Here is a 23725-nt window from a genome sequence, read left to right as displayed (position 1 = left end):
CGACAGACGAACGCCGGGCCCGGTACGGCACGCCGAGGGTTACTTGATCTTCTGGCCCGCCGAGCGCAGGTTCTGCGTCGCCTCGACGACGCGCGCGGCCATGCCGGCCTCGGCCAGCTTGCCCCAGGTGCGCGGGTCGTAGGTCTTCTTGGAGCCGACCTCGCCGTCGACCTTGAGGACGCCGTCGTAGTTCTTGAACATGTGGTCGGCGACGGGACGGGTGAAGGCGTACTGCGTGTCCGTGTCGAGGTTCATCTTGACGACGCCGTTCTCCAGCGCGGTCGCGATCTCCTCGGCCGTGGAGCCGGAGCCGCCGTGGAAGACGAAGTCGAAGGGCTGCGAGCCGGCCGGCTTGCCGTACTTCGCGGCGACGCCGTCGTTCAGCTCCTTGAGCAGGTCGGGCCGCAGGACGACGTTGCCCGGCTTGTAGACGCCGTGGACGTTGCCGAAGGACGCGGCCAGCAGGTAGCGGCCCTTCTCGCCGAGACCGAGCGCCTCGACCGTACGGATCGCGTCGTCGACCGTCGTGTAGAGGGAGTCGTTGATCTCGTGCGAGACGCCGTCCTCCTCGCCGCCGGTCGGGGTGATCTCCACCTCGAGGATGATCTTCGCGGCGGCGGCGCGGGCGAGCAGTTCCTGCGCGATCTCCAGGTTGTCGGCGAGGGTCTCGGCGGAGCCGTCCCACATGTGCGACTGGAACAGCGGGTTGCGGCCGGCCTTCACCCGCTCCTCGGAGACGGCGAGCAGCGGACGTACGTACCCGTCGAGCTTGTCCTTCGGGCAGTGGTCGGTGTGCAGGGCGACGGTGACCGGGTACTTCTCGGCGACGATGTGCGCGAACTCGGCGAGGGCCACGGAGCCCGTCACCATGTCCTTGCTGTACTGGCCGCCCAGGAACTCGGCGCCACCCGTGGAGATCTGGATGATGCCGTCGCTCTCCGCCTCCGCGAAGCCGCGCAGCGCCGCGTGCAGGGTCTGGGTCGAGGTGACGTTGATGGCCGGGTAGGCGAACTTGCCTGCCTTCGCCCGGTCGAGCATCTCGGTGTAGACCTCGGGGGTTGCGATGGGCATTCGTCCGCTCCTTGAGTGTGCGGGTTGGCGTACTGCGTGATTACGGCCCTGACCTAGACCTTGGGGTGCGACGTCGTCGTCGTCCCCATCTTTCCAGAGATGCGCGGATGGTCCACTCCCCGCCCAGGTTCTGGTCGAGCGGCTGGTCAGTCCAGACCCAGCTCGTCCTTCGAGAAGGCGAACAGGTAGGGCACGCCCGCGCCCTCCCGGATCTTCTCGTCGGCGCCGGTCGCCCGGTCCACGATGGTCGCGACGGCCACGACCTCGGCGCCCGCCTCCCGCACGGCCTCCACCGCGGTCAGCGGCGAGCCGCCGGTGGTGGAGGTGTCCTCGACGACCAGCACCCGGCGGCCCTTGATCTCGGGGCCCTCGACCCGCCGCTGCAGCCCGTGCGCCTTCGCCGCCTTGCGGACGACGAAGGCGTCCAGCCTGCGGCCGCGCGCGGCGGCCGCGTGCAGCATGGCACCCGCCACCGGGTCGGCGCCCATGGTCAGACCCCCGACCGCGTCGAACTCCAGGTCCGCGGTCAGGTCGAGCAGGACCTGCCCGACCAGCGGGGCGGCCTCGCCGTCGAGGGTGATGCGGCGGAGGTCGACGTAGTAGTCCGCCTCCAGACCCGACGACAGGGTCACCTTGCCGTGCACCACGGCCTTGTCCTTGATCTGCCGCAGCAGCGCGCCGCGTACATCCACGTCCGTCATGCCGCCCAGCTTAGAGGCGGGACCAGGACCAGGTCGTCGTGGCCTCCAGCGGCTCCAGAGGCGTGACCAGGCGCGGGAGGGTGTTGAGGCCGTCGGGCGGGCCGGTCTGCGGCTCCACGCACACGGCCGCCTCCTGCTCGTCGTAGACGACGACCCACTCCTCGGGGCTGGTCACGTCGACCCGCAGCTGCCCGGGCCAGGTCAGCGCCACGGACACCCCGCCGGGCATGCCGAAGCAGTCGTCCCAGGGGCCCGGCTTGGGCTCGATCCGGTTGCCGGTCGGCAGGTGGTCGTCGCCGCGCTCCTCCTGCCAGGCGGGGTCGAAGGCGACCTGCACGTCCTCGGCTCCGAGGTTCCGGTTGAACCAGGGGTGCCAGCCGATCTGCGCGGGGAACGACGAGCCGTACGTCTCCACGCCCATGGTGAGCGTGAGGCCGTCCTCGGTCAGGGTGACCACCTGGGTGACCCGGCCGGGGTAGGGCCACGGCTCCACCAGGTCGTACGTCAGCACCGCCTCGTCCGCCGTCACACGGGCGGTCTTCCAGGCGCCGTCGCGTGCGGTGCCGTGGATGGCGTTCGGCGCGGCGTTCAGCGGCATCTGGTGGACGACCCCGCCGTCCCGGAACCGGCCGTCGCGGATCCGCCCGCACCAGGGGACCATCGGGAAACACCCGAACCGCTCTCCCTGCCGCAGCAGTTCGAGCCCGCCGACGCGGAGCCCACCGACCCGGCCGCCGTTGCCCGGCTGTACGGTCGCCTCCGCGTCGCCCGCGGTCAGCGTGATGTCTTCGTCGCTCACGGGACGACCCTACTAAGGCGATCAAGCGCCCGCGTCCTTGTGGCTACCGGCGTCTGCGCAGTGCCCGCCCCACCACGATCGCCGACGCCAAGACCAGAGCGGCCGCGGGGGCCGCCCAGCGCAGGGCGGCGTTCGGTACGACGGTCTGCGGCGCCGGCACGGGCGCGTACCGTCCGCGCGGCGGGGCGTGGTCGACCTCCTCCGCACTGCGCCCGATCATCGTGCGGCGCGCGTGCGCGGCCTCGGCGGGCGGCTCCGCGGGGACCTCGGGGACCTCGGGCTCGAGGAACGTCGTTTCGGGCTCCGGTTCCGGTTCCGTATCGGGTACGGCGTCCCCGGGCACGTCCTCCTCGGGCGCCTCGGGCGCCTCTGCCGCCGCCTCCGCCCCCAGGTTCTCCGCGAACCGGTTCAGCAGCCGGGCCACCGCCGCGGTCACCTGTTCCTCGGCCAGCTCGGCGACCCGGCCGTCCGCCGACGCGGTGCCCTCGATGCGCAGGGTCGTACCGGCGTCGGTGTCGCGCGGCGCCAGCACGAGCGCGAGCCGTACGGAACCGCTGCCGCGGGCCTCGGCCGCGTCGCCCTCCACGGCGTAGGTGCCGTCCTCGCGCGCGAGGACCCGCACAGCGCCGCGGTAGGTGATGGTGTGACCGCCGATGCGGACCTTCAGCCGCCCGGCGACGGGATCGGTGCCGGCGTCCTGCTGGAGGCCGGGCACGGCGCGGGCCACCTGCGCGGGGTCGGCGAGGGCCGCCCGCAGCCGCTCGGCCGGAACCGGAACGAACACCTCATGCTCCATGGTCGCCGAGCCTACCCAGGGGGCGACGCGAATACCTTACGAACGGCGTACCGGATGGGACGATCGCGCCGGTCCCGCCGGCACCGGTCGGCGCACCGGTCAGTACCGGGGATGCACCAGCGTCGAAGCGCGCACCCCCGCCACTCTCGTCCGCCGTACCGCCCGCGCGTCCGCCGTCAGCCCCGCCTGGGTGAGGGTGCGCGGGGGCCGCTCGCGGGGGTCGAGGCGCAGGGGCGGGCGGGTGCCGGCGGCCGCCAGGACGAAACCCCAGTCGCGGGGGCCGCGGGAGGTGCCGCCGGCAACCCGGTACGGGACGGTGTGCAGGCCCGCCGCGCGCAGGGTCGCCTCCACCGTCCAGAAGGCCCGGGGCCGGCCCGTCACCGGCCCCGCGTGCACGACGAGCCGTCCGCCGGGGGCGAGGACGCGCCGGGCGAGGCCGTAGAACTCCTGGGAGTAGAACTTGGTGCTCGCGGTCATGCCGGGGTCTGGGAGGTCCGCGACGACGGCGTCGTACGACGGCGTGGGCGCCCCGCGCAGCCAGCGGAAGGCGTCGGCCGTGGTGACATGGACGCGCGGGTCGTCGTAGGCGTGCCCGCCGAGGCGGGCCAGGGCGGGGTCGGTGCGGGCGAGGCGGACCAGGGCGGGGTCGAGTGCGACGAGGTCGACGCGGCGGACCCCGGAGTGGGTGAGCACCTCGCGGGCGGCGAGGCCGTCCCCGCCGCCGAGGATCAGCACATGCGCGTGCGGGCCGCTCAGCGCGGGGTGGACGAGGGCCTCGTGGTAGCGGCGCTCGTCACCGCCGACGCGTAAGCGGCCGTCGAGGTAGAGGCCGAGGGGGCGGCCGCGGGTGCCCCCGGTGAGGACGATCTCCTGCACGCCGCTCTGCAGGGCCGCGCGCACGTCGTCGCCGTAGACCGCCTGCCGTGCGGCCCGTTCGAAGTCGTCGACGAGGACGGCGGCGGAGGCCAGCAGGCCGAGGACGGTGACGCCCGCGACCGGCAGGAGCCAGCGGGCACGGCGGCCGAGGTCGCGTCGGAACAGGCCGAGGACCAGGGCGCCGCCGGCCACGACGTTGACCGCGCCGGTCAGCAGGGAGCTCGTCAGCTGGCCCAGGAAGGGCAGCAGGAGGAAGGGGAAGGCCAGGCCGCCGACGAGCGCACCGACGTAGTCCGCGGCGAACAGGTCGGCGACCGCGCCGCCCGCGTCCTGGCGGCGGACGCTCTGGATGAGCTCCATGAGGAGGGGGACCTCGGCGCCGATGAGCAGGCCGATGGCGAGGGAGAAGGCGACGAGCAGGACGCGCGGGCCGTCCGCCCACAGGCCGCCCCAGTCGCCCGTCCAGGCGAACACCGCGTACAGCGCGAGGGAGCTGCAGCCGCCGACCAGGGCGAGGACCACCTCCAGGGCGCCGAAGCCGGCCGCGGCGTAGCGGCGCAGCCGTTTGGCAGCGAGGGAGCCGATGCCCATGGCGAAGACCATGACGGACAGGACGACGGAGGCCTGGGTGACGGAGTCGCCCATCAGGTAGGAGGCGAGGGCGACGAGTTCGAGTTCGTAGACGAGTCCGCAGGCCGCGCAGACGAACACGCACGCGAGGACCAGGAACCGCCCGACGTCCGGCCGGACGGGGAGCCTCGCCGGGCGGCGCCGGGGCGGCGGGGCGCCGGGCGGGGCCGGGGCCGGGGCGTGCGGTTCGATCACCCTGCGACGTTACGTTACGGCGCGCGACGGCTTCGTCACCCACACGTGTGAACTCGGCAGCGTCGGGGGCCTCGTACGTTTGAGCCGCCGTCAAACGCCGGACGGGCCGGCACCATCGGGCCGGACCCGGATGCCGACCCTCGTCCGCGTCGCCACCAGCTGTCCGTCCTGCGGGTAGGCGTGCCAGGTGCGCCAGTGGACATGGCCCTCGTGGCGCTGGGCGAGCAGCGCGGTGAACGCGTGCGGGCTGCCCGGGAAGACGCCGACCAGGCCGTGCGGGTGGTCGGAGACCAGAGCCAGCAACTCCTGGGCGCGGCCCTCGAACTGGCTGGGCGTCAGCTCCTCGACGCGCGCCGCGAACTCGTACTCCCAGTCACCCACCCGCTTGGCGACGCCCACCGGGAGCGGGGTGCTGCTGCCGGGAAGGCACGCCACCGTCTCCGAGCAACAGCCCTGCTCCTCCTCGAGCAGCACCTGGTGCGAGGCACCGAGCAGTCTCAACTGGAGCTTGGCACCGGACAGTTCGAGGTCCAGCGTGGCGAGGGCGGGCAGCGGCTCGCGCCCCAGGGCCCACGCGAGATCGGCCGCGCGCGTGTCGCTGTAGGAGGTGTTCAGGGTCGTGAGCATGGATCGGCTCCGCGGAGAAGCAACGTAAGGAGGAAGGTGGCGCACCCCGGTGGCCCCGGTAGACACCGGGAGATCGACCCCGGCCGGCCCGGTCCGGGAAGGACGTCCGCGCGGGACGTCCGTAGGGGTCCGAGGGGCTGCGTTGGTGCTCTAGAGGGAATCATGAACGGTGGCGACGCCACAGCCTTTTTACCCAAGTTCGTAGGGTTTCCATCCCTCGGGGGGCTCACAGCTCAATTGTTCAATCAGTCGTGCGCCGGACGACCCGGACGTGCCCCCGCGCGCCCCACATGAAAGAGGCGGCCGCGGGTAGACGCTGCGGCCGCCGGTGCGTGGTACGACCGCAGGGCGCCCTGGTCAGGGGCGCCCCCGCGGTCCGGATGCGGCTCCCCCACAGGGAGCTCAGCTGCCCCGTGTCAGCTGCCTCCACCGCATCCGCCGCCTCCGCCGCAGGACGAGCCGCCGCCGCAGGACGACCCTCCGCCGCAGGAGTGACCCCCGTGGTGGCCGCCGGAGCCGCAGGACGAGCCGCTGTCGCCGCCTCCCGCCCACCAGCTGCCGGAACCGCTGCCACCACTGCGCAGCCTGCCGCCGCGGGACCTCATGGAACCGCGGTTCCGGACGCCCGTGACGAGAGACGCCACGAACAGCACTGCGATCACCGCCAGGATGATGCCGAAACCCATGGCGTCACCCTCCTTCCGATTCCCCCGAAGCGACCCCCCGTGGGCGCTGCGTGCACGGGGGATGCCCGCCCCTCCGACGGGCCAACACTCACTTGAGGAAGTCCAGAGCTTCGGCGCAGGATGGCCGGCATGACCTCCAGCGCGCGCCCCTTCCTCAACCGCCGCCTCGCCGAGTTCGGGACGACGATCTTCGCCGAGATGTCCGCCCTGGCGGCGGCCACCGGGTCGATCAACCTAGGGCAGGGCTTCCCCGACACCGACGGCCCCGAGGAGGTCCGGGAGGCGGCCGTGCGCGCGCTGCGGGACGGCCGGGGCAACCAGTACCCGCCGGGCCCGGGCGTCCCCGAGCTGCGGACGGCTATCGCCGCGCACCAGGCCCGCCGCTACGGTCTCGCCTTCGACCCCGACACCGAGGTGCTGGTGACCGCGGGCGCCACGGAGGCCATCGCGGCCGCCCTGCTGGCCCTGCTGGAGCCCGGCGACGAGGTGGTGGCCCTGGAGCCGTACTACGACTCCTACGCGGCCTGCATCGCCATGGCGGGCGCCGCGCGGGTGCCGGTCACCCTGCGCCCGGACCCGGAGCAGGCCCGCTTCCGGCTCGATCTGGACGAGCTGCGGGCCGCGGTCACGGACCGCACCCGGCTGCTGCTGGTCAACACCCCGCACAACCCGACCGGCACGGTCCTCACCCGCGAGGAGCTGACCGCGATCGCCGAGCTGGCGGTGGAGCGGGACCTGCTGGTCGTGACGGACGAGGTGTACGAGCACCTGGTCTTCGACGAGGCCGAACACGTGCCGCTGGCGACCCTGCCGGGGATGCGGGAGCGGACGGTGACGATCGGGTCGGCCGGCAAGACGTTCTCGTTCACGGGCTGGAAGGTCGGCTGGGTTACGGCCACCCCGAATCTGGTGACCGCCGTCCGCTCCGCCAAGCAATTCCTGACGTACGTCGCCTCCGGGCCCTTCCAGTACGCCGTCGCCGAAGCCCTACGCCTGCCCGACGCCTACTTCACGGCCTTCCGTGACGACCTGCGCGCCAAGCGGGACCTGCTCAGCGCGGGCCTCACCGACGCCGGCTTCACCGTCTTCCGGCCGACCGGCACCTACTTCGTCACCACCGACATTCGGCCCCTCGGCGAGGCCGACGGCCTCGCCTTCTGCCGCGCCCTGCCTGAGCGGGCGGGTGTCGTCGCCATCCCCAACGCCGTCTTCTACGACCACAAAGAGGCCGGCGCACCATACGTTCGGTTCGCGTTCTGCAAACGCGTCGAGGTACTGGCGGACGCGGCGGAACGGCTCCGCAAGGCGTTCGCGCACTGACCGCCGCTCCATGGGGCCAGTCGTCCTTGGCGCGGCCGTCCTCCGACTCCGGTCGGCCCGCCACCTGCACCGCAAGAGCCCATCGAAACCCGCGCCCCAGTTCGCCTTGCCTTCCGCACGGGCGAAACGCCGGAGGCTATTCGGTGTCCTTCGGGTGTCGCGGGGAGGCGTACACAAGGATCACAGTCGAGGTGTCCGGGCTGACCAGGTAGCGGACCCTGCCGCCGCTGGTGATTTCGTACTCCCACTGCTCTAGCTCAGAGCCCTTCCATTCCCTGGTGGCGTGTCTGCCTCGGAGCTGGTGCTGGCGGTTCCAGTTGGCCCGCGACAGCGGGTCTGCGCGAAGGGCTTCCAGGCAGCGATGCGCGTTCGGCAGCGCCACCCGGCACAGCTCCTCCCAACCGGTCGCGGCCTCCGTCGTGCCGTAAATGACGTTCCAGCCGCTGAGCGGAGGAACACTGCCCCGATCGCCTTTCTTCGGACTCACTCGTGCACCTCGACGGGGCCGAGGTCGACGTCACCGAGCGGACGGACCGCTTCCCTCAGCTGGTCAGGATCGGCGTTGATGCGGGCCGTTGCCCGCCACGAGACGATCGCTCGGTGCACAGCCTCCCTGGCGCCCAGTTCAGCGGCGTCAGACAGCGCTTCCAGAAGCTCGACAGTGAATTCCCGGACTTCCCCGGCGTCCAGGTGGCGTACCCACGGGAACACCTCGGGCAGCGCGAGCAAAAGCGACTTGGCACCGTCGTCCTGCTTCAACAGTGCGAGGAACAGCCGGGACGCCGTGGTCAGGTTTTCCTCGGCGCGCTCTGCGTACATGGCCGTGGTCAACACCATGTCGGGCGCGTCCCGGTGCGTGACACGCAGACATCCCAGGGCAACGGCCCTGGCTGCGACAGCCTTCGGGTTCCGCGACAGATCGGTGAACGAGACAGACTCCGATTCGAATGCCAAGGGTGCGACGCTCCTACTCAGATCGTACTCTGATTGTGCTCTGATTTCTATCGCGCGACATGGATAGCAGCTGAAAGCCCCACTCCTGCGACAGGACCCGCCCCCTCCGCTGCTGCTGCGCCGGCAACTAGTTCACCGGGGGAACCGACCCGGCCGACGCGGAGCCAGGAAACAAATGGAGAGTCATACCTGCCCCGGAGGGCACGAACCCGAGCCGGGCTCCACGAAGAAGGTGATGTGCGGGCAGTAGCCCTCCTCAGCCAGCCAGGCGCGGGCCCGGCCGCGCTGTCGCTCATCGCGGAACCGGTGGTACCGGCTCCAGGAGAGCTCGTCACCAGCGAGGACGTCCTTGAAGCGCCGGAAGGCTCCCCGCCCGCCGATGGCGATCCGCAGCCGGTCGGCAAGGGCGGCGTCCTCCACCTCCTCGATGAACAGCTCCATGTCCCGGTAACCGGCCCTGGATCCCAGAGCCGGCGCGTACAGCCATCGCTCCGGATCGTCGTCCTCCTCGGCCCCGGGCCCAGGCCCAGGCTCATCGGTGAACGCAGGCCAGCACTCCCCGGTGGACAGATCGATCCGGCCACCGGACTCGGCCGGGTCGCCCTCCAGCAGCATGGCGGGCATCTCCGGATCGACCGCGAGCGGGCGCAGGAGGGAGATCTCCGCGCCTCCTGTGGCCGCGCGCAACCGGTCCGCCAGCTCCTCATCGCCCCGGAAGCCACGCTCCTGGAGCGCGCCGAGAAACAAGGCTGCCGTCTCCGCAGCCCCCGGCAGGCCCTGCGCCGCGGCCCCGGCCACACCATCGCCGGCCAGCTGCAGCACCTCACGCACGGGTCCACGACGCAACGCCGCAAGCAGCGCCACCCCGTCCTGTGCGTGGAGCGCGCCACGCACGGCCCGCAGCCCGTCCTCACCCCATCCCTCAACCACGACCCCGACGGTACGCGCCACCGAGGACGTACGACGCCGGGACCCATCGGTTTCCCTCCGCCCGGCTCCGTGCCGGTGTCGGCGCACCCGGCGTCTGGGGGCCAGGCGGAGTCGCCCGGTCAGCGGCGCCGCTTGCGGCCGCTCTTGCCTGAGGGGCGCCGAGCCTTCCGGGCGCGGCCGATGCGGGCGCCGTGGGTACCCAGCGCCCGTGCCGCCAGCTGCCTGAGCTCGTCGAGTCCGGCCCGGTCCGGGTGCGCGGAGTCCAACGCGTCCCTGGCCTGGGGGCCCTGAGCTCGCAGCATCTCTTCGGCGCCGTCCCCGCCGCCCGCCAACTCCACGAGCTGAAGCAGGCTCTCGGCGAGCACCAGCAACTGCTCGGCATCGGTCATGTCCTCTGGAGACAGCAACTCACGGTGCGCCAGCGCGTTCAGTGACAGGGGCGCCAGGCGGGTGTCGCGACGCAGCGTGCGCAGCAGCCGTTCGCCCTCACCGTCGGGCAACGCCGCCAGCAGCACGTCGAGCATCGCCTGCGCACGCGTGCGGAAGGTCATGGCCCTTACGGCGTCGGTCAGTTGCCGCAGTGCGGCCTCTCGCTCGCCGCGTGCCGTGATCCAGCCGGCCAGCTCGGCGCGGGCGGCATCCGGGGGGTAGTCCTCGGCCAGCACCCCCAGCAGGCCGGCCGCCGGCGCCTGGGCCAGTTCACCGACCAGCGGTGCGTCCCTGCCGACCGCCAGCAACCGCTGACGTACGGCCCGGGTACCGAGCTCGGTGAGACGGATGAGCTCGACCGGCCCGGCGGTCAGCTCCTCGCGCCGGGCATCGGCACGCTCCCGCGCCGCCGGGTCCGTTGCCGCCCCCTCGACGCCCAGCAGCTCCGCGAGCTCCGGCGGCATGTCCGCGGGCAGCTCGGGTCCGGCATCGGAGAGGTCGACGTCGAGGAACACCGGATCGGCCATCCCACGGTCACGCTCGATCGCGCCCAGGTCGTCCAGCAGGTCGAGCACCGTGCGCAGGTCCCGGTCGGCGTGCTCGAACCACATCCGGTGCCGAAGGTCCGACCCGCCATCGAGCTGGAAGGAGCTCCGGTAGGCCAGGTGTACCGTGTCGCGCAGCCGCGGCCAGGGCATCGGGAACGGCAGGCTGTAGAGCGTGTTCAGCACATCCTCCAGGACGTCCTCGTAGACATCGAAGAGCATCGACTCGACGTGCCAGCCGCTACGAGCCCCGATCAGGGCCTGCCGCAGTTCGAAGCACGCGTCGAAGGCGCGCAGCCACAGCCGAAGCGGGTCGGCCGGTACCGGCCGGGCCTTGGCCACGGCACACAGACGCCCCTTGACCACCCGGACCAGGCGCGCCTTCTTCGCCCACTCCACCAGCAGTCCCAGCCGCGGCAGGTCGGCCGAAGAGCGCACCCCGTCGGCCTTGTCGCCGGTGTCCAGTACGTCCACCAGCTCGCGGGCTACGAATCAGCGCCCTGTCACCGAACCCCGCGATACGACTGTGAACCTGGTCCGTACAGGACGCCGCGCGACAAACAAATAGGTGTACGAATGAGGCGTCGCCGGGTCACGGCGACGCCTGACCTGGTCACGGCGGTGCGGTCGGCGAATCAGTTCCTGACGTACGTGGCGTCGGGTCCCTTCCAGCACGCGGTCGCCGAAGCGCTGCGTCTGACCTGCGACTACACGCCACGCGGGGATGTGTGTATCAGAGGCGGGTGCACAGGAGTGCGCCGAGGGGCGTTCGATTGTGGAGGACCGCTCGGCCGGCCCGGACCGTAGTGATCAGACCGGCGCGGCGCAACGCGGTGGTGTGTTCGGAGACCGTGGCATTGCTGACCCCTAGGCGCCGGGCGGCGTCGCTGGTGGTGTGTTCGTCAGAGAGCAGGCGCAGGAGGTTTGCCCGGGTCTGTCCGAGTATGTTGGCCAGTGTGTCTCCGATGCTTGTGGCGGGCGGAAACGCCAGGCCAGAGCCCGCGGGATAGACCAGCAGCACGGGCTGGCCGGGCCGGTCGGAGACGAGTGGGTATCCGGTCCAGTGAAAGGTCGGTACGAGTACCGCTCCTTGACCTCCCAGCCGGATGTCCCTGTGGCGCGGCGTGTCGATCTCCCAGACTCCCTCGTGAAGCCGGGAACCAGGCAGCAGGCGTACGAGCGCGCCACCGATGCCGTGCTCCGCGGTGGTCAGGGCGTGACGGGTGAACTCCGTCCGGTGCAGGTCCTGCACCGCGGACCAGCTGGGTCGCAGAATGGTCTCGTAGGCGTCGCGCTGCGCGCGGAAAAGCAGCTGCCATGACTCGGCGTGGCCCCGGTGCAGGTCGCGTATCCATCGCGGAATGCGGGACGTGCGTGCGGGGTACATCATCTCGATGCCGGAGCGGAGTAGACCGAGCGGTACGTTCCGCATGACGCGCTGCCCCTCTGCGACGGTGTCGCCGGGCACGATGACGAATTCGGGGCACCGGACCGCCGACACCAGGTCCCCCAACGGCCGCGTGGTGTCGCCAAGGGAGTGGCGAATGCGACGTTGCCAGCGGCCGAAGAGCGGGTCACTCTCGGTGCGGCACAACATCATCAGAGCCGCGTTCAGCTCGTACAGCGGTGCCGGCCGCGGTGCGAAGCGGATGCTGGATAAGCCTTCGGGCGATAAATGGATGCGCAGCATTCTAACCCCCATGGTGATGCCTGACCAACGTTTCGGGCAGGGCCGAAACCATCGCCCGTGTCCCCGCCCCCGGAGCAGCATTCTGCTTGTCCCCCTCTCATTCAGACAGGGATGACACAGGCGCACAAGAGGGGATACAGGGGGTCGGTGACGGAGGGGGACGGGGGTCCTGCTCGCGCGGCGCGGCCGGTTGCCACACCACCGGGAACGGCCCGCCGCTGTCGTTCGGCGTCCGCCCAGGCAGGGGGCGCGCTGCCGTCGGCGCGATCCCGCCAACCTGGCTCTGCCGGGCCGCCGGCGAGACGGGATGGAACACCGTAGCCGGTGGGGAAGCGGACCAGCGCCCGTAGCCCGGCAGCCGGACGGAATGCGCGAATCACACACGTATTCACGACGGATTTCGTCGGCACCGAGGACTGATACATCCAGAATCCAAGGAGATAAATTCGTGTCCACAACCGACGTTGCCTCTCAGCAAGCGGAATCTGAACCTGCGGCCCCGGATCCACGAGAATCGATGCGGGTGCTGCCCCGGGCCGTGCAGCGCCCACTGACCGTCTTCACCGGCAAACCGCTTCCCGGGCAGTCGCCGTCCCGCTGGTCGCCGACCTACCATCTGGTGTCAGCGATGTCCGCGATGACAGCCGGAGCCGCGGTGAGCTCACTGGGCTGGGCGCTCGGAAGCTGGTTTCTCACGCTGTTGTTGCCCGGGTGGGCGGTCACCCTGCACGGCATGCGGAATCTGCGGATGATGATCTACCACCAGTGCTCCCACCGGAACATGTACCGGCGGCGGAAACTGGACACGGTCATTGGGCACACCACGTCCAGCCTGCTGGTCATCCAGAATTTCCAGCGCTACAGCCGTGAGCATGTCAGCGATCACCACGCGGCCCATCACATGACACTGCGTGACCCCACAGTCCAGGCGTTCCTGGTCAGTCTGGACCTCCGACCGGGTATGACACGCCGCCGGATGTGGTGGCGTGTCATGGGCAAGCTCTTCTCTCCTCGCTTCCACTTCGCATTCGCCGTCTCACGCGTCCGTGCGTTCTGGAGCGAGTCCGCGCCCAGCGAGAAAACCACCTCGGTCCTGCTGTACGGCCTGACCGCCGCGGCCACCGCGGCGACAGGAACATGGCCGGCGCTCCTGGTCGTCTGGTTCGTGCCGCTTGTGCCGCTCTACCAGGTCAGCAACACGCTCAGACTGTGCGTGAAGCACACCTTTCCGCCTGCCGGCACCGAAGTGCGGCGTGGACGGGCGTACTTCGCCAGCCTCACCAACGCCGTCTTCATCGGCGAATCCGCACCGCCTGCGGGACTTCCCGCCGTCCGATGCCTGCTGTCCTGGAGCCGCTGGACTCTGCGGATGTTGTTCGTCCACGCACCGTCCCGGTACCTCGTGCTCACCGGTGACACGGTGGTGCACGACTACCACCACCGCTACCCCTCCGGCCGCGAGTGGTTCGACTACATCTTCGCCCGCCAACGCGACGTTGACGCGGGCGCCCAGGGCTGGCCCGGCTACCTGGAAGTGTGGGGTCTGGTGCCCGCCATCAGCCATGTCTTCGACTCGCTGTCGGCGGCAGACGCCAAGGAGTACGACGTCGCCCAGCTGCGGTCGGTGAGCCACCGCGAGCTCTTCGCCGCCTTCGACGACTGAGGACGGAAGACAGCTGCCGGACCGTCACCGCCCCCTGACCGACCCCCGACCGACCTCAGAGGGCGGTACCGCCCTCTCAGAGTGCTCACCACAAGGAGCAGCACATGCAACCACACCAGCTCACCCGACCCGTACTCCGGACGGTCATCCTCGGCGTGGCCGCCAGCGACAGCCACGCCGTGGCCAACCAGTTGATCGCCCACTTCCTGCGCGGGCTCGGCTTCGATGTCGTCAACCTCGGCACCTGCACTCCGGTCGAGGAGTTCGCCCAGGCCTACAGAGAACACCCGGAGGCCGAGGCGGTGATCATCGGAAGTCTCAACGGCCATATACACGAGGATCTCCGTGGCCTCGGCCAGGCAAAGGAAACGGGCCGCATCGGCTGTCCTGTCATCGTCGGCGGCAACCTCTCCGTCGGGAGCCGGAAGGACCCCTCCGCACACGAAAGGCTCTACGCCCTCGGTGCGGACCGGATCCTGGCCCGCCCGGACGGCCTCCCGGCCCTTCTCGACGAGCTGCGCGCGGCGCGGACGACACCCGTCGGCCTCGTGCCGGTGGCGTCATGACAGACCGCGTTCGTCTTCTCGGCGCGACGCGCGCCGAGAAGGCCGCGCCCTGGGCCACCACCGCTCTGCCCCCGCTGGAGGAGTCGGCCGACTACATCACCACGCTCGGCAAGCCGACCGCCGTCAACGTCCTGGACACCTGCCGTGCCGCTGGCCGGGTGGCTGTCCAACCACGGTGCGGCGTGGGCGGCCACCCGGAGATGAAGCGGCTGCTGCTGACCCTTGAGGCCGAGGCCGGGCCCGACATTCTCACGCTGACCATCGACTCCCACACCCGCCTGAAACGCTTCGAGCAGGCACTGAACACGCTCAAGCACGATCCCGCCGATCTCAATGGGTATCCGTTGGTGACTCATGGCTGGCAACGCGGCAGGGAACTCAACGAGGCCGTCGCCGCGCCCCTGGAAGTACGGCACGGCTCACCGGACGCCCGAAGGCTGTTCGAGGTCTCCGTCGCCTCCGGCGTCACCTCCTTCGAGGGCGGCGGAATCTCCTACAACCTTCCCTATTCCAAGACCGTCCCGCTCACCGAATCACTCAAGGCCTGGCAGGAGGTGGACCGGCGCTGCGGCGAACTCGCCGAACTCGGTGTCGTCATCGACCGGGAGCTGTTCGGCACCCTGACGGCGGTGCTCGTGCCCCCCTCCATCAGTCTGGCCATCAGCATCATCGAGGCGCTCCTGGCAGCGCGTGCCGGTGTGCGCTGCGTCTCCATCGCCTATCCCCAGGGTGGTCACCTTGCACAGGACGTGGCCGCGCTGCGCTCAATTCCGGTGCTGGCAACACGCTACCTGCCGGCCGGAGTCCGGGTGCACCCGGTGCTGCACGAGTTCATGGGCGTCTTCCCAAGGCTGCGCGGGAACGCGGAGGACCTCATCTTCTACGGCGCCCTCGTCGCCCGGCTCGGAGGCGCCTCCAAGCTGATCACCAAGACCTACCAGGAGGCGTACGGCATCCCGGAGACGCGCGCCAACGTCGAAGGGCTGAGGCTCGCCGACCGGGCCAACTCCCCTCTGCTCGGCTTCGTTTCGGTGGACGAGGCGACGGTCGACGAGGAACAGGAGTGGATCCTGGCCGAAGTCGCCGAGATCCTGGAACCGCTCCTGGACACGCCCGGCCTCGTGGCCGCAGTCGTCAGGGCATTCGAAGGCGGCTTCCTCGATATCCCCTTCAGCGCAAGTCGTTACGCGAAGTCCGAGGTCATTCCCCGGCGCGACGCCAAGGGCGCCATCCGCTATCTGTCCGCCGGTGGTCTGCAACTGTCCCCGCGCAGTCTGCGCCGTAACCAAGAGCTGCTGCGCGGTGCCGACGGCTCGGTGCCCACGATCAGCTCCCTGTTCTCCGGTCTGACCGGAGACATCAACTACTTTCCCGGCATCTTTCGGGAGCAGGAGGACAACCAGGCGTCGCCCCATGAACTTCGCTTCTGACCAGGACTGTCACACCGTCATTCGTTCCTGTGGCACCGGTACAGCGGCTCGCCTGGAACGACAACCGCAGTTGCCGCCCCCCAAGGAGTTCGACATGTCACCCGAACCCATCCATCTCTGCATCGTCGGCGCCGGTCCCCGTGGGACAGTCGCTCTGGAGCGCGTGTGCGCGAACGCCCCCGTGCTGGCTCCCGGGATCCCGGTCCGGGTACACGTCGTGGACCCGTACCCGGCCGGCGGCGGCCGGGTGTGGAAGCTGGACCAGTCCCGCCGGCTGATGATGAACACCGTGGCAGGTGATGTGACGGTGTTCACGGACCCGAGCGTCGAATGCGACGGGCCGCTGACTTCGGGCCCCACTCAGTACCAGTGGGCGCAAATGGTCACCGCCGGCCGGGCCACAGACGTCACGGAGGAAGCGAAGACGGAGGCCGAGGCAATGCTGCCATGGTCGTACGCGTCCCGCGCCTTCCAGGGCGAGTACCTGGCCTGGGCCTTCCGGTACATCGTCGGCAACGCCCCCGCCGAGGTTTCCGTGCGCGTCCACCGCACCCGGGCGACCGAGGTGACCGAGGACGCGGACGGCCTCCAGGAGGTGTTCCTGGAGGGGGAGAAACAGCCGCTGCGTGTCGATGCCGTGATCCTTGCGCAGGGGCACTATGACGTTGCGGGGACCCGGTCAGAGCGGCGGCTGGCGGATTTCGCCGCCCGCCACGGACTCGGCTACGTGCCACCGGCCAGCCCCGCCGAAGCGGATCTGAACAGGATCCCGGCCGGTCGGCCGGTGGTGCTCCGGGGCCTCGGGCTCAACTTCTACGACTACCTGATCCTGCTCAGCGAGGGCCGCGGAGGACGGTTCACCCGTGGCGCCGACAGCCGGCTGCGCTACGCCGCGAGCGGCGCGGAGCCGCTGATGTACGCCGGTTCAGGACGTGGCATGCCGTACCGCGCCCGCACGGAGATCCACAAAGAGATCATTCCGCACTACCAGCCCGTCTTCCTGACCGCCGGGGAGATCTCGAGGTTGCGCACCAATGCCGGGACCGGCCGTAACGACTTCATGCGTGACGTGTTCCCACTGGTGGCGAAGGAAGTGGCGTGGGTCTACTACCAGGCTCTGCTCAAGGACCGGGATCCGGCCGGACACGCTCGGCTGCTGGCGGAGTACCCAGCGTGCGAGTGGGGCACGGCTGAGATGGACAGGCTGGTTGCGGACGTCGTACCGAATCCGGCGCTGAGGTGGGACTGGGAGGCACTGGACCGTCCGGCCGACCAGGTGGATTTCGCCGACCAGGCGGCGTTCCGGTCCTGGATCCTCGGCCAGCTCTCCGAGGACCTGCGGCAGTGCGGGCTCGGTCCGGCGAACAGCGCGACCAAGGCGGCAACGGCCGTCATGCGCGACTTGCGCAACGCGGTGCGGTACGCCATCTCGCAACACGGCATCAGCGGTGAGTCCTACCGCGACCACGTCGACCACTGGTTCAGCAGCCTCAACAGCTACGCGGCCAGCGGTCCGCCGGCAAGCCGGGTGGAGCAGTTACTCGCGCTCATCGAGGCCGGCATAGTCGAACCCATGGGCCCGCAGCTGCGCGTCGCCGCGGACGAGGAGGCGGGTGTCTTCCTGGCCACGTCCGAGCGGGTACCGGGCGAACCCGTGCGGGCGTCAGCGCTCATCGAGGCACATCTGCCGCTCACCGACATCCGGCGCGCGGCCGACCCGCTGCTGCGGGCGCTGCACTCCGCCGGAGGCTGCCGCGCCCATGTCATCCCCGACCAGCTGGGTTCCGGGTACGAAACAGGAGGACTGGATGTGACGAGTGGAACCCTGCAGGTGATCGACGCCGCGGGCGTACCACACCCGGCGCGCTTCGCGTACGGGCCGCCGATCGAGTCCGTGGACTGGGTGACCGCGGTCGGCGCTCGCCCACACGTCAACTCCCGGACGCTGCTGCAGGGCGATTCCATCGCCCGGTCGTGTCTGCTGGTCGGTGCCCGCCGCCTCGCCCGGGACACGGGCGACCACAGTGCCGAACGCGCGCTGCCGATCTCCGGCTGACCGGTCATCGGCCTCACCGGCTTCTCGCGCCGACCCCGGAGGTAGACCCCGCCCATGACGAATGCATCCGGCTGTCGGATCGCGCCCACTGACGGAACGACACCGGGCACCTCCCCACTCCTGTCCTCGGACCCCCCGTCCTCGGGCGCGGCGCTCGTCGCCGTCTGCCTGGGCTTCTTCATGATCCTGCTGGACGGCAGCGCGCTGAACGTCGCGCTGCCCTCGATCGAGCACGACGTGCACGGCTCGATCTCCGCCCTGCAATGGGTCGTGAACATCTACACCATCCCGCTCGCCAGCGTGCTGCTCACCGCCGGGAGCCTCGCGGACCGCTGGGGCGCGCGGCGGCTGTTCCTCTCCTCGCTCGCCACTTTCACCTTCGCCTCCCTGCTGTGCGCTCTCAGCCCCACCCTGGGTCTGCTGGTCGCCGCACGGTTCCTGCAGGGTGTCGCCGCCGGCTGTCTGCTTCCCACCACTCTGGCGATCATCGCCCGAACCTATCCCGACCAGCTGGAACGTGCCCGAGCCATCACCGTCTGGGGTGCCATCGGCGGCGTGGCACTGGTCGTCGGCCCCATCGCCGGTGGCTTCCTCACCGATCTGTGCGGCTGGCGCTCGATCTTCGCCATCAATGTGCCCGTCGGCCTGATCACCGTCTTCCTCGCCCACCGCCACGCCCGCGAGACCCCACGCCGCGATGCCCGCCCCGACCTGCCCGGCCAGTTGACCGTGATCGTCGCCCTGTCCGCCGCCGTCGCCTACCTCATCGAGGGCGCTCCGCTCGGCTGGGCAGCGCCTCTCCCGCTCGCCCTGTTGACCGCGAGCGTCCTCAGCGTCGCCGCGTTCGTCGCAGCAGAGACACGGACCTCCTGTCCGATGCTGCCACTGGCCGTCTTCCGCCGCGCGGCCTTCACCGCGTCGATCACCAACGGCTTCGTGTTTCAGTTCGGCGGATACGGCCTGCAGTTCATGCTCGCCATCTACATCCAGCGGCAATGGGGCGTGAGCCCCCTGCGGACCGGCGTCTACTTCCTGCCCTTCGGTATCGCCTGGGTCTTCGGCACCATAGTTCTCAACCGGCGCCTGGTCGCCCTCGGTCCGCGCACCTTGCTGTGGGCCGGGGCGACCGTCTCCTTCGCCGGTACCCTGCTGCTGTTGGGTGTGCAGGGTCGCGACACCTGGCTGCCGTTCACTGTCGGCACGGTTCTGGCAGGCCTGGGCTGCGGCATCTTCGCGCCCAGCCTGAACGCCGCCGCGCTGATGTCCATCGACCCCGCCTACGTGGGGCTCGGCTCCGGGATCCTCAACACCGCCCGCCAGATCGGCATGGCGATGGGGGTCGCTCTGCTCGGCTCCCTCATCGGGATGCGCGACGCCCTCTTCGGCCTGCGCGTCGGCGCCGTACTCGTCGCCGTGTGCTTCCTGGCCATCGTCGTCCTCAGTCTGTGTTACGTCCCTGGCCGACGGAGCGGCGGATCTCCAGCTGGTGACACTGCCGCACCTGGAACCCGCTGCGCGAAGGACAGCGGCCGGCCTGTCAGCGGTGCCGGAGATTGTTGCGCCACACTCGAATGAGTGCACGAACGAGGTGTCGGCTGGGTGACGGCGGCGCCCGGCCTGGTCACGGCGGTGCGTTCGGCGAAGCAGTTCCTGACGTATGTGTCGTCGGGGCCCTTCCAGTACGCGGTCGCCGAGGCCCTGGCCCTGCCGGACTCGTACTTCGACGCCTTCCGCGCGGACATGCTGGCCAAGCGGGACCTGCTGGCGGCGGGGCTCACGGAGGCGGGCTTCGAGGTGTTCCGGACGGCGGGCACGTACTTCATCACCACCGACATCCGGCCCCTCGGCGAGTCGGACGGCTTCGCGTTCTGCCGGGCGCTGCCGCGGCGGGCGGGCGTGGTGGCCATTCCGAACGCCGTGTTCTACGACCACCGCGAGGCCGGCGCGCCCTTCGTGCGGTTCGCGTTCTGCAAACGGACAGAGGTGTTGGAGGAAGCCGCGGCCCGGCTCAAAACACTCGGAAGTCAGCGGTGATCTCGTACGTACGCCCCTGCCGCACCCGGGAGTGCGGCCTCAGCGGGCGTCTGCCTCGGGCTCCGGGAGCGGGGGACGACTTGCACGTCGCCCGGGTGACGGTCGACGCCTTCCGCGCGGACATGCTCCATCCGGCCCCTCGGCGAGTCGGACGGCTTCGCGACGCCGGCAGAGCCGACGGCCGAGCCGACGAGACGGCCCCGTCCACAGGCTGTGGACGGGGCCGTTCACTCCGCGGGGGTACGACGCCGGGTATGACGCGGGGTACGAAGCGGGGTACGACGACTCACTCGTCGCCGTCCTCCGGCTTCTCCGCGTCGTTGACCTCCGATTCGAGGCCCAGCTGCTCCACCAGCCACTTGTCGAACTCGATGGCCGCGCGCACCCAGCTCACCGTCGACGAGACGAACAGCTCGATGTTCACCCCGGCGCCGATCAGCAGCTGCGCCTCGCCGATGAGGCGGACGGTGCCGTCGTCGTGGGTGTGCGTGTAGACCTTGGGCCACAGCGTGCGGCGGTTCCAGTCGTCGATCGACTCGAGGAGCTGCACCTTGTCTTCGATCTTGTGGGGCCGGTCGAAGAACGTCCGCACCGAGTAGACCGCCTGGTCGCCCTCGCCGCGGAACATGAAGTACGTACGGAACTCCTCCCAGGGCGCCGCGAGGTCACCCTCGTCGTCGACGACGTACTTCAGCTCCATCTGGTCGAGAAGCTGCTTCACGAGGTCCTGATCCGGGACGACGGGGCCCGCCGGTCCACCCTGGGGCTGCGGCTCGGGCTGGCCCCCGAAGTTCGGAATCGAGGACGGGTCGATGGACATACTGAGTACTCCTGCGGTCGTCTGGATCGTCCGGCCGTCACTGAGACCGGACGTACCACCCACCCTCTCTCTCCTGGCCCATGCGCGGCAACCTGCCTGGCCGACGGGTTCACCGCGTGCGGGATCAGCGATGTGAGCGCCCGAATCCGGGCGCCATCCCCTCGGCTCGCCGAAGCTCCGGGAAATACCCGCGCGGCCCTGAAGCTGTGTGCCTCAGGGCCGCGACTCGGAGGTCTCCGCGATCAGAGCGTCTTGCCGGTCGCCGGGCCCACGATCAGGCCGTCGCCGAAGGCGTCCACCCGGACCGTGTCGCCGTCCTTGACCTCGCCGGCCAGGATCTCCTTGGCGAGGCGGTCGCCGATGGCGGTCTGCACCAGGCGGCGCAGCGGGCGGGCGCCGTAGGCCGGGTCGTTGCCCTCGTCGGCGAGCCAGGCCAGGGCCGCGTCGGTGACCTCCAGGGTGAGGCGGCGTTCCGCCAGGCGTCGCGCGAGGCGGTCGATCTGGAGGCGGGCGATCCGGCTGAGCTCCTCCTTGTTCAGGGCGGAGAACACCACCAGGTCGTCCAGCCGGTTGAGGAACTCCGGCTTGAACGAGGCCCGGACCACCTCCAGGACCTGTTCCTTCTTCTCCGCCTCGGTCGAGACCGGGTCGACCAGGTACTGGCTGCCCAGGTTCGACGTCAGCACCAGGATCGTGTTGCGGAAGTCGACCGTGCGGCCCTGGCCGTCGGTCAGCCGGCCGTCGTCCAGGACCTGGAGCAGGACGTCGAAGACCTCGGGGTGCGCCTTCTCCACCTCGTCGAGGAGTACGACGCTGTACGGGCGCCTGCGGACCGCCTCGGTGAGCTGGCCGCCCTCCTCGTAGCCGATGTAGCCGGGCGGGGCGCCGACCAGCCGGGCCACGCTGTGCTTCTCGCCGTACTCCGACATGTCGATGCGGATCATGGCCCGCTCGTCGTCGAACAGGAAGTCGGCGAGGGCCTTGGCCAGCTCGGTCTTGCCGACGCCGGTCGGGCCGAGGAAGAGGAAGGACCCGGTCGGGCGGTCGGGGTCGGCGATGCCGGCGCGGGAGCGTCGTACGGCGTCGGAGACGGCCTGGACGGCCTCGGTCTGGCCGATGAGGCGGCGGCCGAGCTCGTCCTCCATGCGCAGCAGCTTCTGCGTCTCGCCCTCCAGGAGGCGGCCGGCCGGGATGCCGGTCCAGGAGGCGACGACGTCGGCGATGTCGTCCGAGCCGACCTCCTCCTTGACCATGGTGCCCTTGGCGACCTCCTCCTCGGCCTCGGAGGCGGCCTCCAGGTCGCGTTCCAGGGTCGGGATCTCGCCGTAGAGCAGCTTGCTGGCGGTGTCGAAGTCGCCGTCGCGCTGGGCGCGCTCGGCCTGGCCGCGCAGTTCGTCGAGCTTCTCCTTGAGTTCGCCGACCCGGTTGAGGGACTGCTTCTCCTTCTCCCAGCGGGCGGTGAGGCCGCGCAGCTCCTCCTCCTTGTCGGCGAGGTCGCGGCGCAGCTTCTCCAGGCGGTCGCGGGAGGCGGCGTCGGTCTCCTTGCTGAGGGCCAGTTCCTCCATCTTCAGCCGGTCCACGGACCGCTGGAGCTCGTCGATCTCGACCGGCGACGAGTCGATCTCCATACGGAGGCGGGAAGCGGCCTCGTCGACGAGGTCGATGGCCTTGTCGGGGAGGAAGCGGGAGGTGATGTACCGGTCGGAGAGGGTCGCGGCCGCCACCAGGGCGCTGTCGGCGATCTGGACCTTGTGGTGGGCCTCGTAGCGGCCCTTCAGGCCGCGCAGGATCGCGATGGTGTCCTCGACCGTGGGCTCCGCCACCAGCACCTGCTGGAAGCGGCGCTCCAGTGCCGGGTCCTTCTCGATCCGCTCGCGGTACTCGTCGAGCGTCGTGGCGCCGACCATGCGCAGCTCACCGCGGGCCAGCATGGGCTTGAGCATGTTGCCGGCGTCCATCGCGGAGTCGCCGCCGGCGCCCGCGCCGACGACGGTGTGCAGTTCGTCGATGAAGGTGATGATCTGCCCGTCGGAGTCCTTGATCTCGGCGAGGACGGTCTTCAGCCGCTCCTCGAACTCGCCCCGGTACTTGGCGCCCGCGACCATCGCGCCGAGGTCGAGCGCGACGAGCCGCTTGTTCTTCAGGGACTCGGGGACGTCCCCCTTCACGATCCGCTGGGCGAGCCCCTCGACGACGGCCGTCTTGCCGACGCCGGGCTCCCCGATGAGGACCGGGTTGTTCTTCGTACGGCGGGAGAGCACCTGCACGACCCGGCGGATCTCCGTGTCCCGGCCGATGACCGGGTCGAGCTTGCCGTCCCGGGCGGCGGCGGTGAAGTCGGTGCCGAACTTCTCCAGGGCCTTGTACTGGCCCTCGGGGTCGGCGGTGGTCACCCGGCGTCCGCCGCGGGCCTTCTGGAAGGCCTCCTGCAGCTTCTTCGCGGTGGCGCCCTGCGCGGCCAGCACCTCACCGGTCTGTCCGCCCTTGGCGGCGATGCCCATGAGGAGGTGTTCGGTGGAGAGGAACTCGTCACCGAGGTCGCGGGCGCGGCTCTGCGCGTCGGCGATGACGGTGAGCAGCTCGCGGTTGGGCTGCGGGGGCGCGACGGTGGAGCCGGTCACGCTGGGCAGCCCGGCGAGTGCCTTCTCGGCGCCCGCTCGTACGGCAACCTGGTCGGCGTCGACGGCCGCGAGCAGGTCGGTGATGTTCTCGTTGTCCTGCCCCGACAGCAGCGCGAGCAGCAGATGGGCGGGGGTGAGGTCGGGGTGGCCTGCGGCCACGGCCCGGTTACTGGCCGCGTTGATCGCGTCCCGGCTCCGGTTGGTCAGCTCTGCGTCCACGTTCGCTGTCTCCTCCTTGCGTCAGCCGTCTCCCGTGTCTGACTCAGTCAGCGTACACAAAGTTGAG

Annotated in this window: 20 protein-coding genes and 2 pseudogenes; 8 read left to right on the top strand and 14 right to left on the bottom strand. The window is 70.4% G+C overall.

All coding sequences use genetic code 11. From position 1 onward, the window contains the following. Positions 1 to 39 precede the first annotated feature (39 nt). The 7 genes from fbaA to ABT057_RS23675 all read right to left on the bottom strand — a co-directional run bounded on the left by fbaA (position 40) and on the right by ABT057_RS23675 (position 6381). Entirely contained in the window at positions 40 to 1071 is a 1032-nt protein-coding gene (gene fbaA, locus ABT057_RS23705; RefSeq protein WP_352345561.1) for a class II fructose-bisphosphate aldolase, read from the bottom strand. Positions 1072 to 1217: 146 nt separating this feature from the next. Then, the gene (gene pyrE / locus ABT057_RS23700) at positions 1218 to 1772 is read right to left on the bottom strand and encodes an orotate phosphoribosyltransferase (protein WP_352345560.1); all 555 of its coding nucleotides are present in this window, start codon (positions 1770 to 1772) and stop codon (positions 1218 to 1220) included. 10 nt (positions 1773 to 1782) lie between these two features. Continuing rightward, the gene (locus ABT057_RS23695) at positions 1783 to 2571 is read right to left on the bottom strand and encodes an aldose epimerase family protein (RefSeq protein ID WP_352345559.1); all 789 of its coding nucleotides are present in this window, start codon (positions 2569 to 2571) and stop codon (positions 1783 to 1785) included. A gap of 43 nt (positions 2572 to 2614) precedes the next feature. Further along, positions 2615 to 3367 carry an SRPBCC domain-containing protein gene (locus ABT057_RS23690; RefSeq protein ID WP_352345558.1) on the bottom strand — a complete coding sequence of 251 codons (753 nt, stop codon included), beginning with the start codon at positions 3365 to 3367 and terminating at the stop codon, positions 2615 to 2617. A 99-nt stretch (positions 3368 to 3466) separates the two neighbouring features. After that, positions 3467 to 5068: a polyamine aminopropyltransferase gene (locus ABT057_RS23685; protein ID WP_352345557.1), complete on the bottom strand. Its 1602-nt coding sequence runs from the start codon at positions 5066 to 5068 to the stop codon at positions 3467 to 3469. A 90-nt stretch (positions 5069 to 5158) separates the two neighbouring features. Continuing rightward, positions 5159 to 5695: a DUF2617 family protein gene (locus tag ABT057_RS23680; RefSeq protein ID WP_352345556.1), complete on the bottom strand. Its 537-nt coding sequence runs from the start codon at positions 5693 to 5695 to the stop codon at positions 5159 to 5161. A 416-nt stretch (positions 5696 to 6111) separates the two neighbouring features. Next, entirely contained in the window at positions 6112 to 6381 is a 270-nt protein-coding gene (locus tag ABT057_RS23675) for a hypothetical protein (protein WP_352345555.1), read from the bottom strand. A gap of 120 nt (positions 6382 to 6501) precedes the next feature. Here ABT057_RS23675 and ABT057_RS23670 point away from each other — a divergent pair, with 120 nt between their 5' ends. Further along, positions 6502 to 7701, top strand: coding sequence for a pyridoxal phosphate-dependent aminotransferase (locus ABT057_RS23670; RefSeq protein WP_352345553.1), 1200 nt, complete (start codon positions 6502 to 6504; stop codon positions 7699 to 7701). 136 nt (positions 7702 to 7837) lie between these two features. Here the strand turns inward: ABT057_RS23670 and ABT057_RS23665 are convergent, their stop codons facing one another. The 4 genes from ABT057_RS23665 to ABT057_RS23650 all read right to left on the bottom strand — a co-directional run bounded on the left by ABT057_RS23665 (position 7838) and on the right by ABT057_RS23650 (position 11033). After that, positions 7838 to 8188: a hypothetical protein gene (locus tag ABT057_RS23665; RefSeq protein WP_352345551.1), complete on the bottom strand. Its 351-nt coding sequence runs from the start codon at positions 8186 to 8188 to the stop codon at positions 7838 to 7840. Beyond that, positions 8185 to 8655, bottom strand: coding sequence for a prevent-host-death family protein (locus ABT057_RS23660; protein WP_352345549.1), 471 nt, complete (start codon positions 8653 to 8655; stop codon positions 8185 to 8187). Before ABT057_RS23660 ends, ABT057_RS23665 begins: the two co-directional genes overlap by 4 nt. 183 nt (positions 8656 to 8838) lie before the next feature. Next, positions 8839 to 9585, bottom strand: a complete 747-nt coding sequence (locus ABT057_RS23655; RefSeq protein WP_352345547.1) for a UPF0158 family protein — start codon at positions 9583 to 9585, stop codon at positions 8839 to 8841. Positions 9586 to 9704: 119 nt separating this feature from the next. Beyond that, positions 9705 to 11033, bottom strand: a complete 1329-nt coding sequence (locus tag ABT057_RS23650) for a hypothetical protein (protein WP_352345545.1) — start codon at positions 11031 to 11033, stop codon at positions 9705 to 9707. Between the two features lie 117 nt (positions 11034 to 11150). On the opposite strand from ABT057_RS23650, the pseudogene ABT057_RS49225 reads away from it, so the two are divergent. Continuing rightward, a pseudogene (locus tag ABT057_RS49225) lies at positions 11151 to 11270 on the top strand (aminotransferase); the annotation flags it as partial. Between the two features lie 22 nt (positions 11271 to 11292). On the opposite strand, the gene ABT057_RS23645 reads toward ABT057_RS49225, so the two are convergent. Continuing rightward, positions 11293 to 12249: an ArsR/SmtB family transcription factor gene (locus ABT057_RS23645; protein WP_352345543.1), complete on the bottom strand. Its 957-nt coding sequence runs from the start codon at positions 12247 to 12249 to the stop codon at positions 11293 to 11295. Between the two features lie 517 nt (positions 12250 to 12766). Here ABT057_RS23645 and ABT057_RS23640 point away from each other — a divergent pair. From ABT057_RS23640 to ABT057_RS23615, 6 genes and pseudogenes are all read left to right on the top strand, one after another. Next, on the top strand, positions 12767 to 13912 hold the full coding sequence (locus ABT057_RS23640) for a fatty acid desaturase (RefSeq protein WP_352345541.1): 1146 nt from the start codon (positions 12767 to 12769) through the stop codon (positions 13910 to 13912). A gap of 104 nt (positions 13913 to 14016) precedes the next feature. Then, positions 14017 to 14478 (top strand): cobalamin-dependent protein, encoded by a 462-nt coding sequence (locus tag ABT057_RS23635; RefSeq protein ID WP_352345539.1) that lies wholly within the window; start codon positions 14017 to 14019, stop codon positions 14476 to 14478. Then, positions 14475 to 15908, top strand: coding sequence for a methylaspartate mutase (locus ABT057_RS23630; protein WP_352345537.1), 1434 nt, complete (start codon positions 14475 to 14477; stop codon positions 15906 to 15908). The genes ABT057_RS23635 and ABT057_RS23630 overlap by 4 nt, the downstream gene beginning before the upstream one ends. 94 nt (positions 15909 to 16002) lie before the next feature. Beyond that, positions 16003 to 17964, top strand: a complete 1962-nt coding sequence (locus ABT057_RS23625) for an FAD/NAD(P)-binding protein (protein ID WP_352345535.1) — start codon at positions 16003 to 16005, stop codon at positions 17962 to 17964. A gap of 54 nt (positions 17965 to 18018) precedes the next feature. Beyond that, positions 18019 to 19539, top strand: a complete 1521-nt coding sequence (locus ABT057_RS23620) for an MFS transporter (RefSeq protein WP_352345533.1) — start codon at positions 18019 to 18021, stop codon at positions 19537 to 19539. Between the two features lie 15 nt (positions 19540 to 19554). Further along, positions 19555 to 19998 (top strand): annotated as a pseudogene (locus ABT057_RS23615) (aminotransferase class I/II-fold pyridoxal phosphate-dependent enzyme); the annotation flags it as partial. Between the two features lie 286 nt (positions 19999 to 20284). Here the strand turns inward: ABT057_RS23615 and ABT057_RS23610 are convergent. Both ABT057_RS23610 and clpB read right to left on the bottom strand, forming a co-directional pair. Beyond that, positions 20285 to 20818 carry a YbjN domain-containing protein gene (locus ABT057_RS23610; protein WP_352345531.1) on the bottom strand — a complete coding sequence of 178 codons (534 nt, stop codon included), beginning with the start codon at positions 20816 to 20818 and terminating at the stop codon, positions 20285 to 20287. Between the two features lie 242 nt (positions 20819 to 21060). Further along, complete coding sequence (gene clpB / locus ABT057_RS23605) at positions 21061 to 23658, bottom strand: ATP-dependent chaperone ClpB (protein ID WP_352345529.1); 2598 nt, start codon at positions 23656 to 23658, stop codon at positions 21061 to 21063. Between the last annotated feature and the right edge of the window lie 67 nt (positions 23659 to 23725).

This window comes from Streptomyces sp. NPDC002588, assembly GCF_040295925.1.
GTDB lineage: Bacteria > Actinomycetota > Actinomycetes > Streptomycetales > Streptomycetaceae > Streptomyces.
Note: the sequence above shows the minus strand (reverse complement) of the source record. Positions and strands in the feature narration are given on the sequence as shown.

Excerpts from the sequence above, each read along its gene's own strand:
- ABT057_RS23610 (WP_352345531.1), bottom strand. The coding sequence starts at position 20,818 with ATGTCCATCGACCCGTCCTCGATTCCGAACTTCGGGGGCCAGCCCGAG.
- ABT057_RS23675 (WP_352345555.1), bottom strand. The coding sequence starts at position 6,381 with ATGGGTTTCGGCATCATCCTGGCGGTGATCGCAGTGCTGTTCGTGGCG.
- ABT057_RS23630 (WP_352345537.1), top strand. The coding sequence starts at position 14,475 with ATGACAGACCGCGTTCGTCTTCTCGGCGCGACGCGCGCCGAGAAGGCC.
- ABT057_RS23690 (WP_352345558.1), bottom strand. The coding sequence starts at position 3,367 with ATGGAGCATGAGGTGTTCGTTCCGGTTCCGGCCGAGCGGCTGCGGGCG.
- ABT057_RS23620 (WP_352345533.1), top strand. The coding sequence starts at position 18,019 with ATGACGAATGCATCCGGCTGTCGGATCGCGCCCACTGACGGAACGACA.
- pyrE (WP_352345560.1), bottom strand. The coding sequence starts at position 1,772 with ATGACGGACGTGGATGTACGCGGCGCGCTGCTGCGGCAGATCAAGGAC.
- ABT057_RS23680 (WP_352345556.1), bottom strand. The coding sequence starts at position 5,695 with ATGCTCACGACCCTGAACACCTCCTACAGCGACACGCGCGCGGCCGAT.
- ABT057_RS23670 (WP_352345553.1), top strand. The coding sequence starts at position 6,502 with ATGGCCGGCATGACCTCCAGCGCGCGCCCCTTCCTCAACCGCCGCCTC.
- ABT057_RS23645 (WP_352345543.1), bottom strand. The coding sequence starts at position 12,249 with ATGCTGCGCATCCATTTATCGCCCGAAGGCTTATCCAGCATCCGCTTC.
- fbaA (WP_352345561.1), bottom strand. The coding sequence starts at position 1,071 with ATGCCCATCGCAACCCCCGAGGTCTACACCGAGATGCTCGACCGGGCG.
- ABT057_RS23635 (WP_352345539.1), top strand. The coding sequence starts at position 14,017 with ATGCAACCACACCAGCTCACCCGACCCGTACTCCGGACGGTCATCCTC.
- ABT057_RS23640 (WP_352345541.1), top strand. The coding sequence starts at position 12,767 with ATGCGGGTGCTGCCCCGGGCCGTGCAGCGCCCACTGACCGTCTTCACC.
- ABT057_RS23625 (WP_352345535.1), top strand. The coding sequence starts at position 16,003 with ATGTCACCCGAACCCATCCATCTCTGCATCGTCGGCGCCGGTCCCCGT.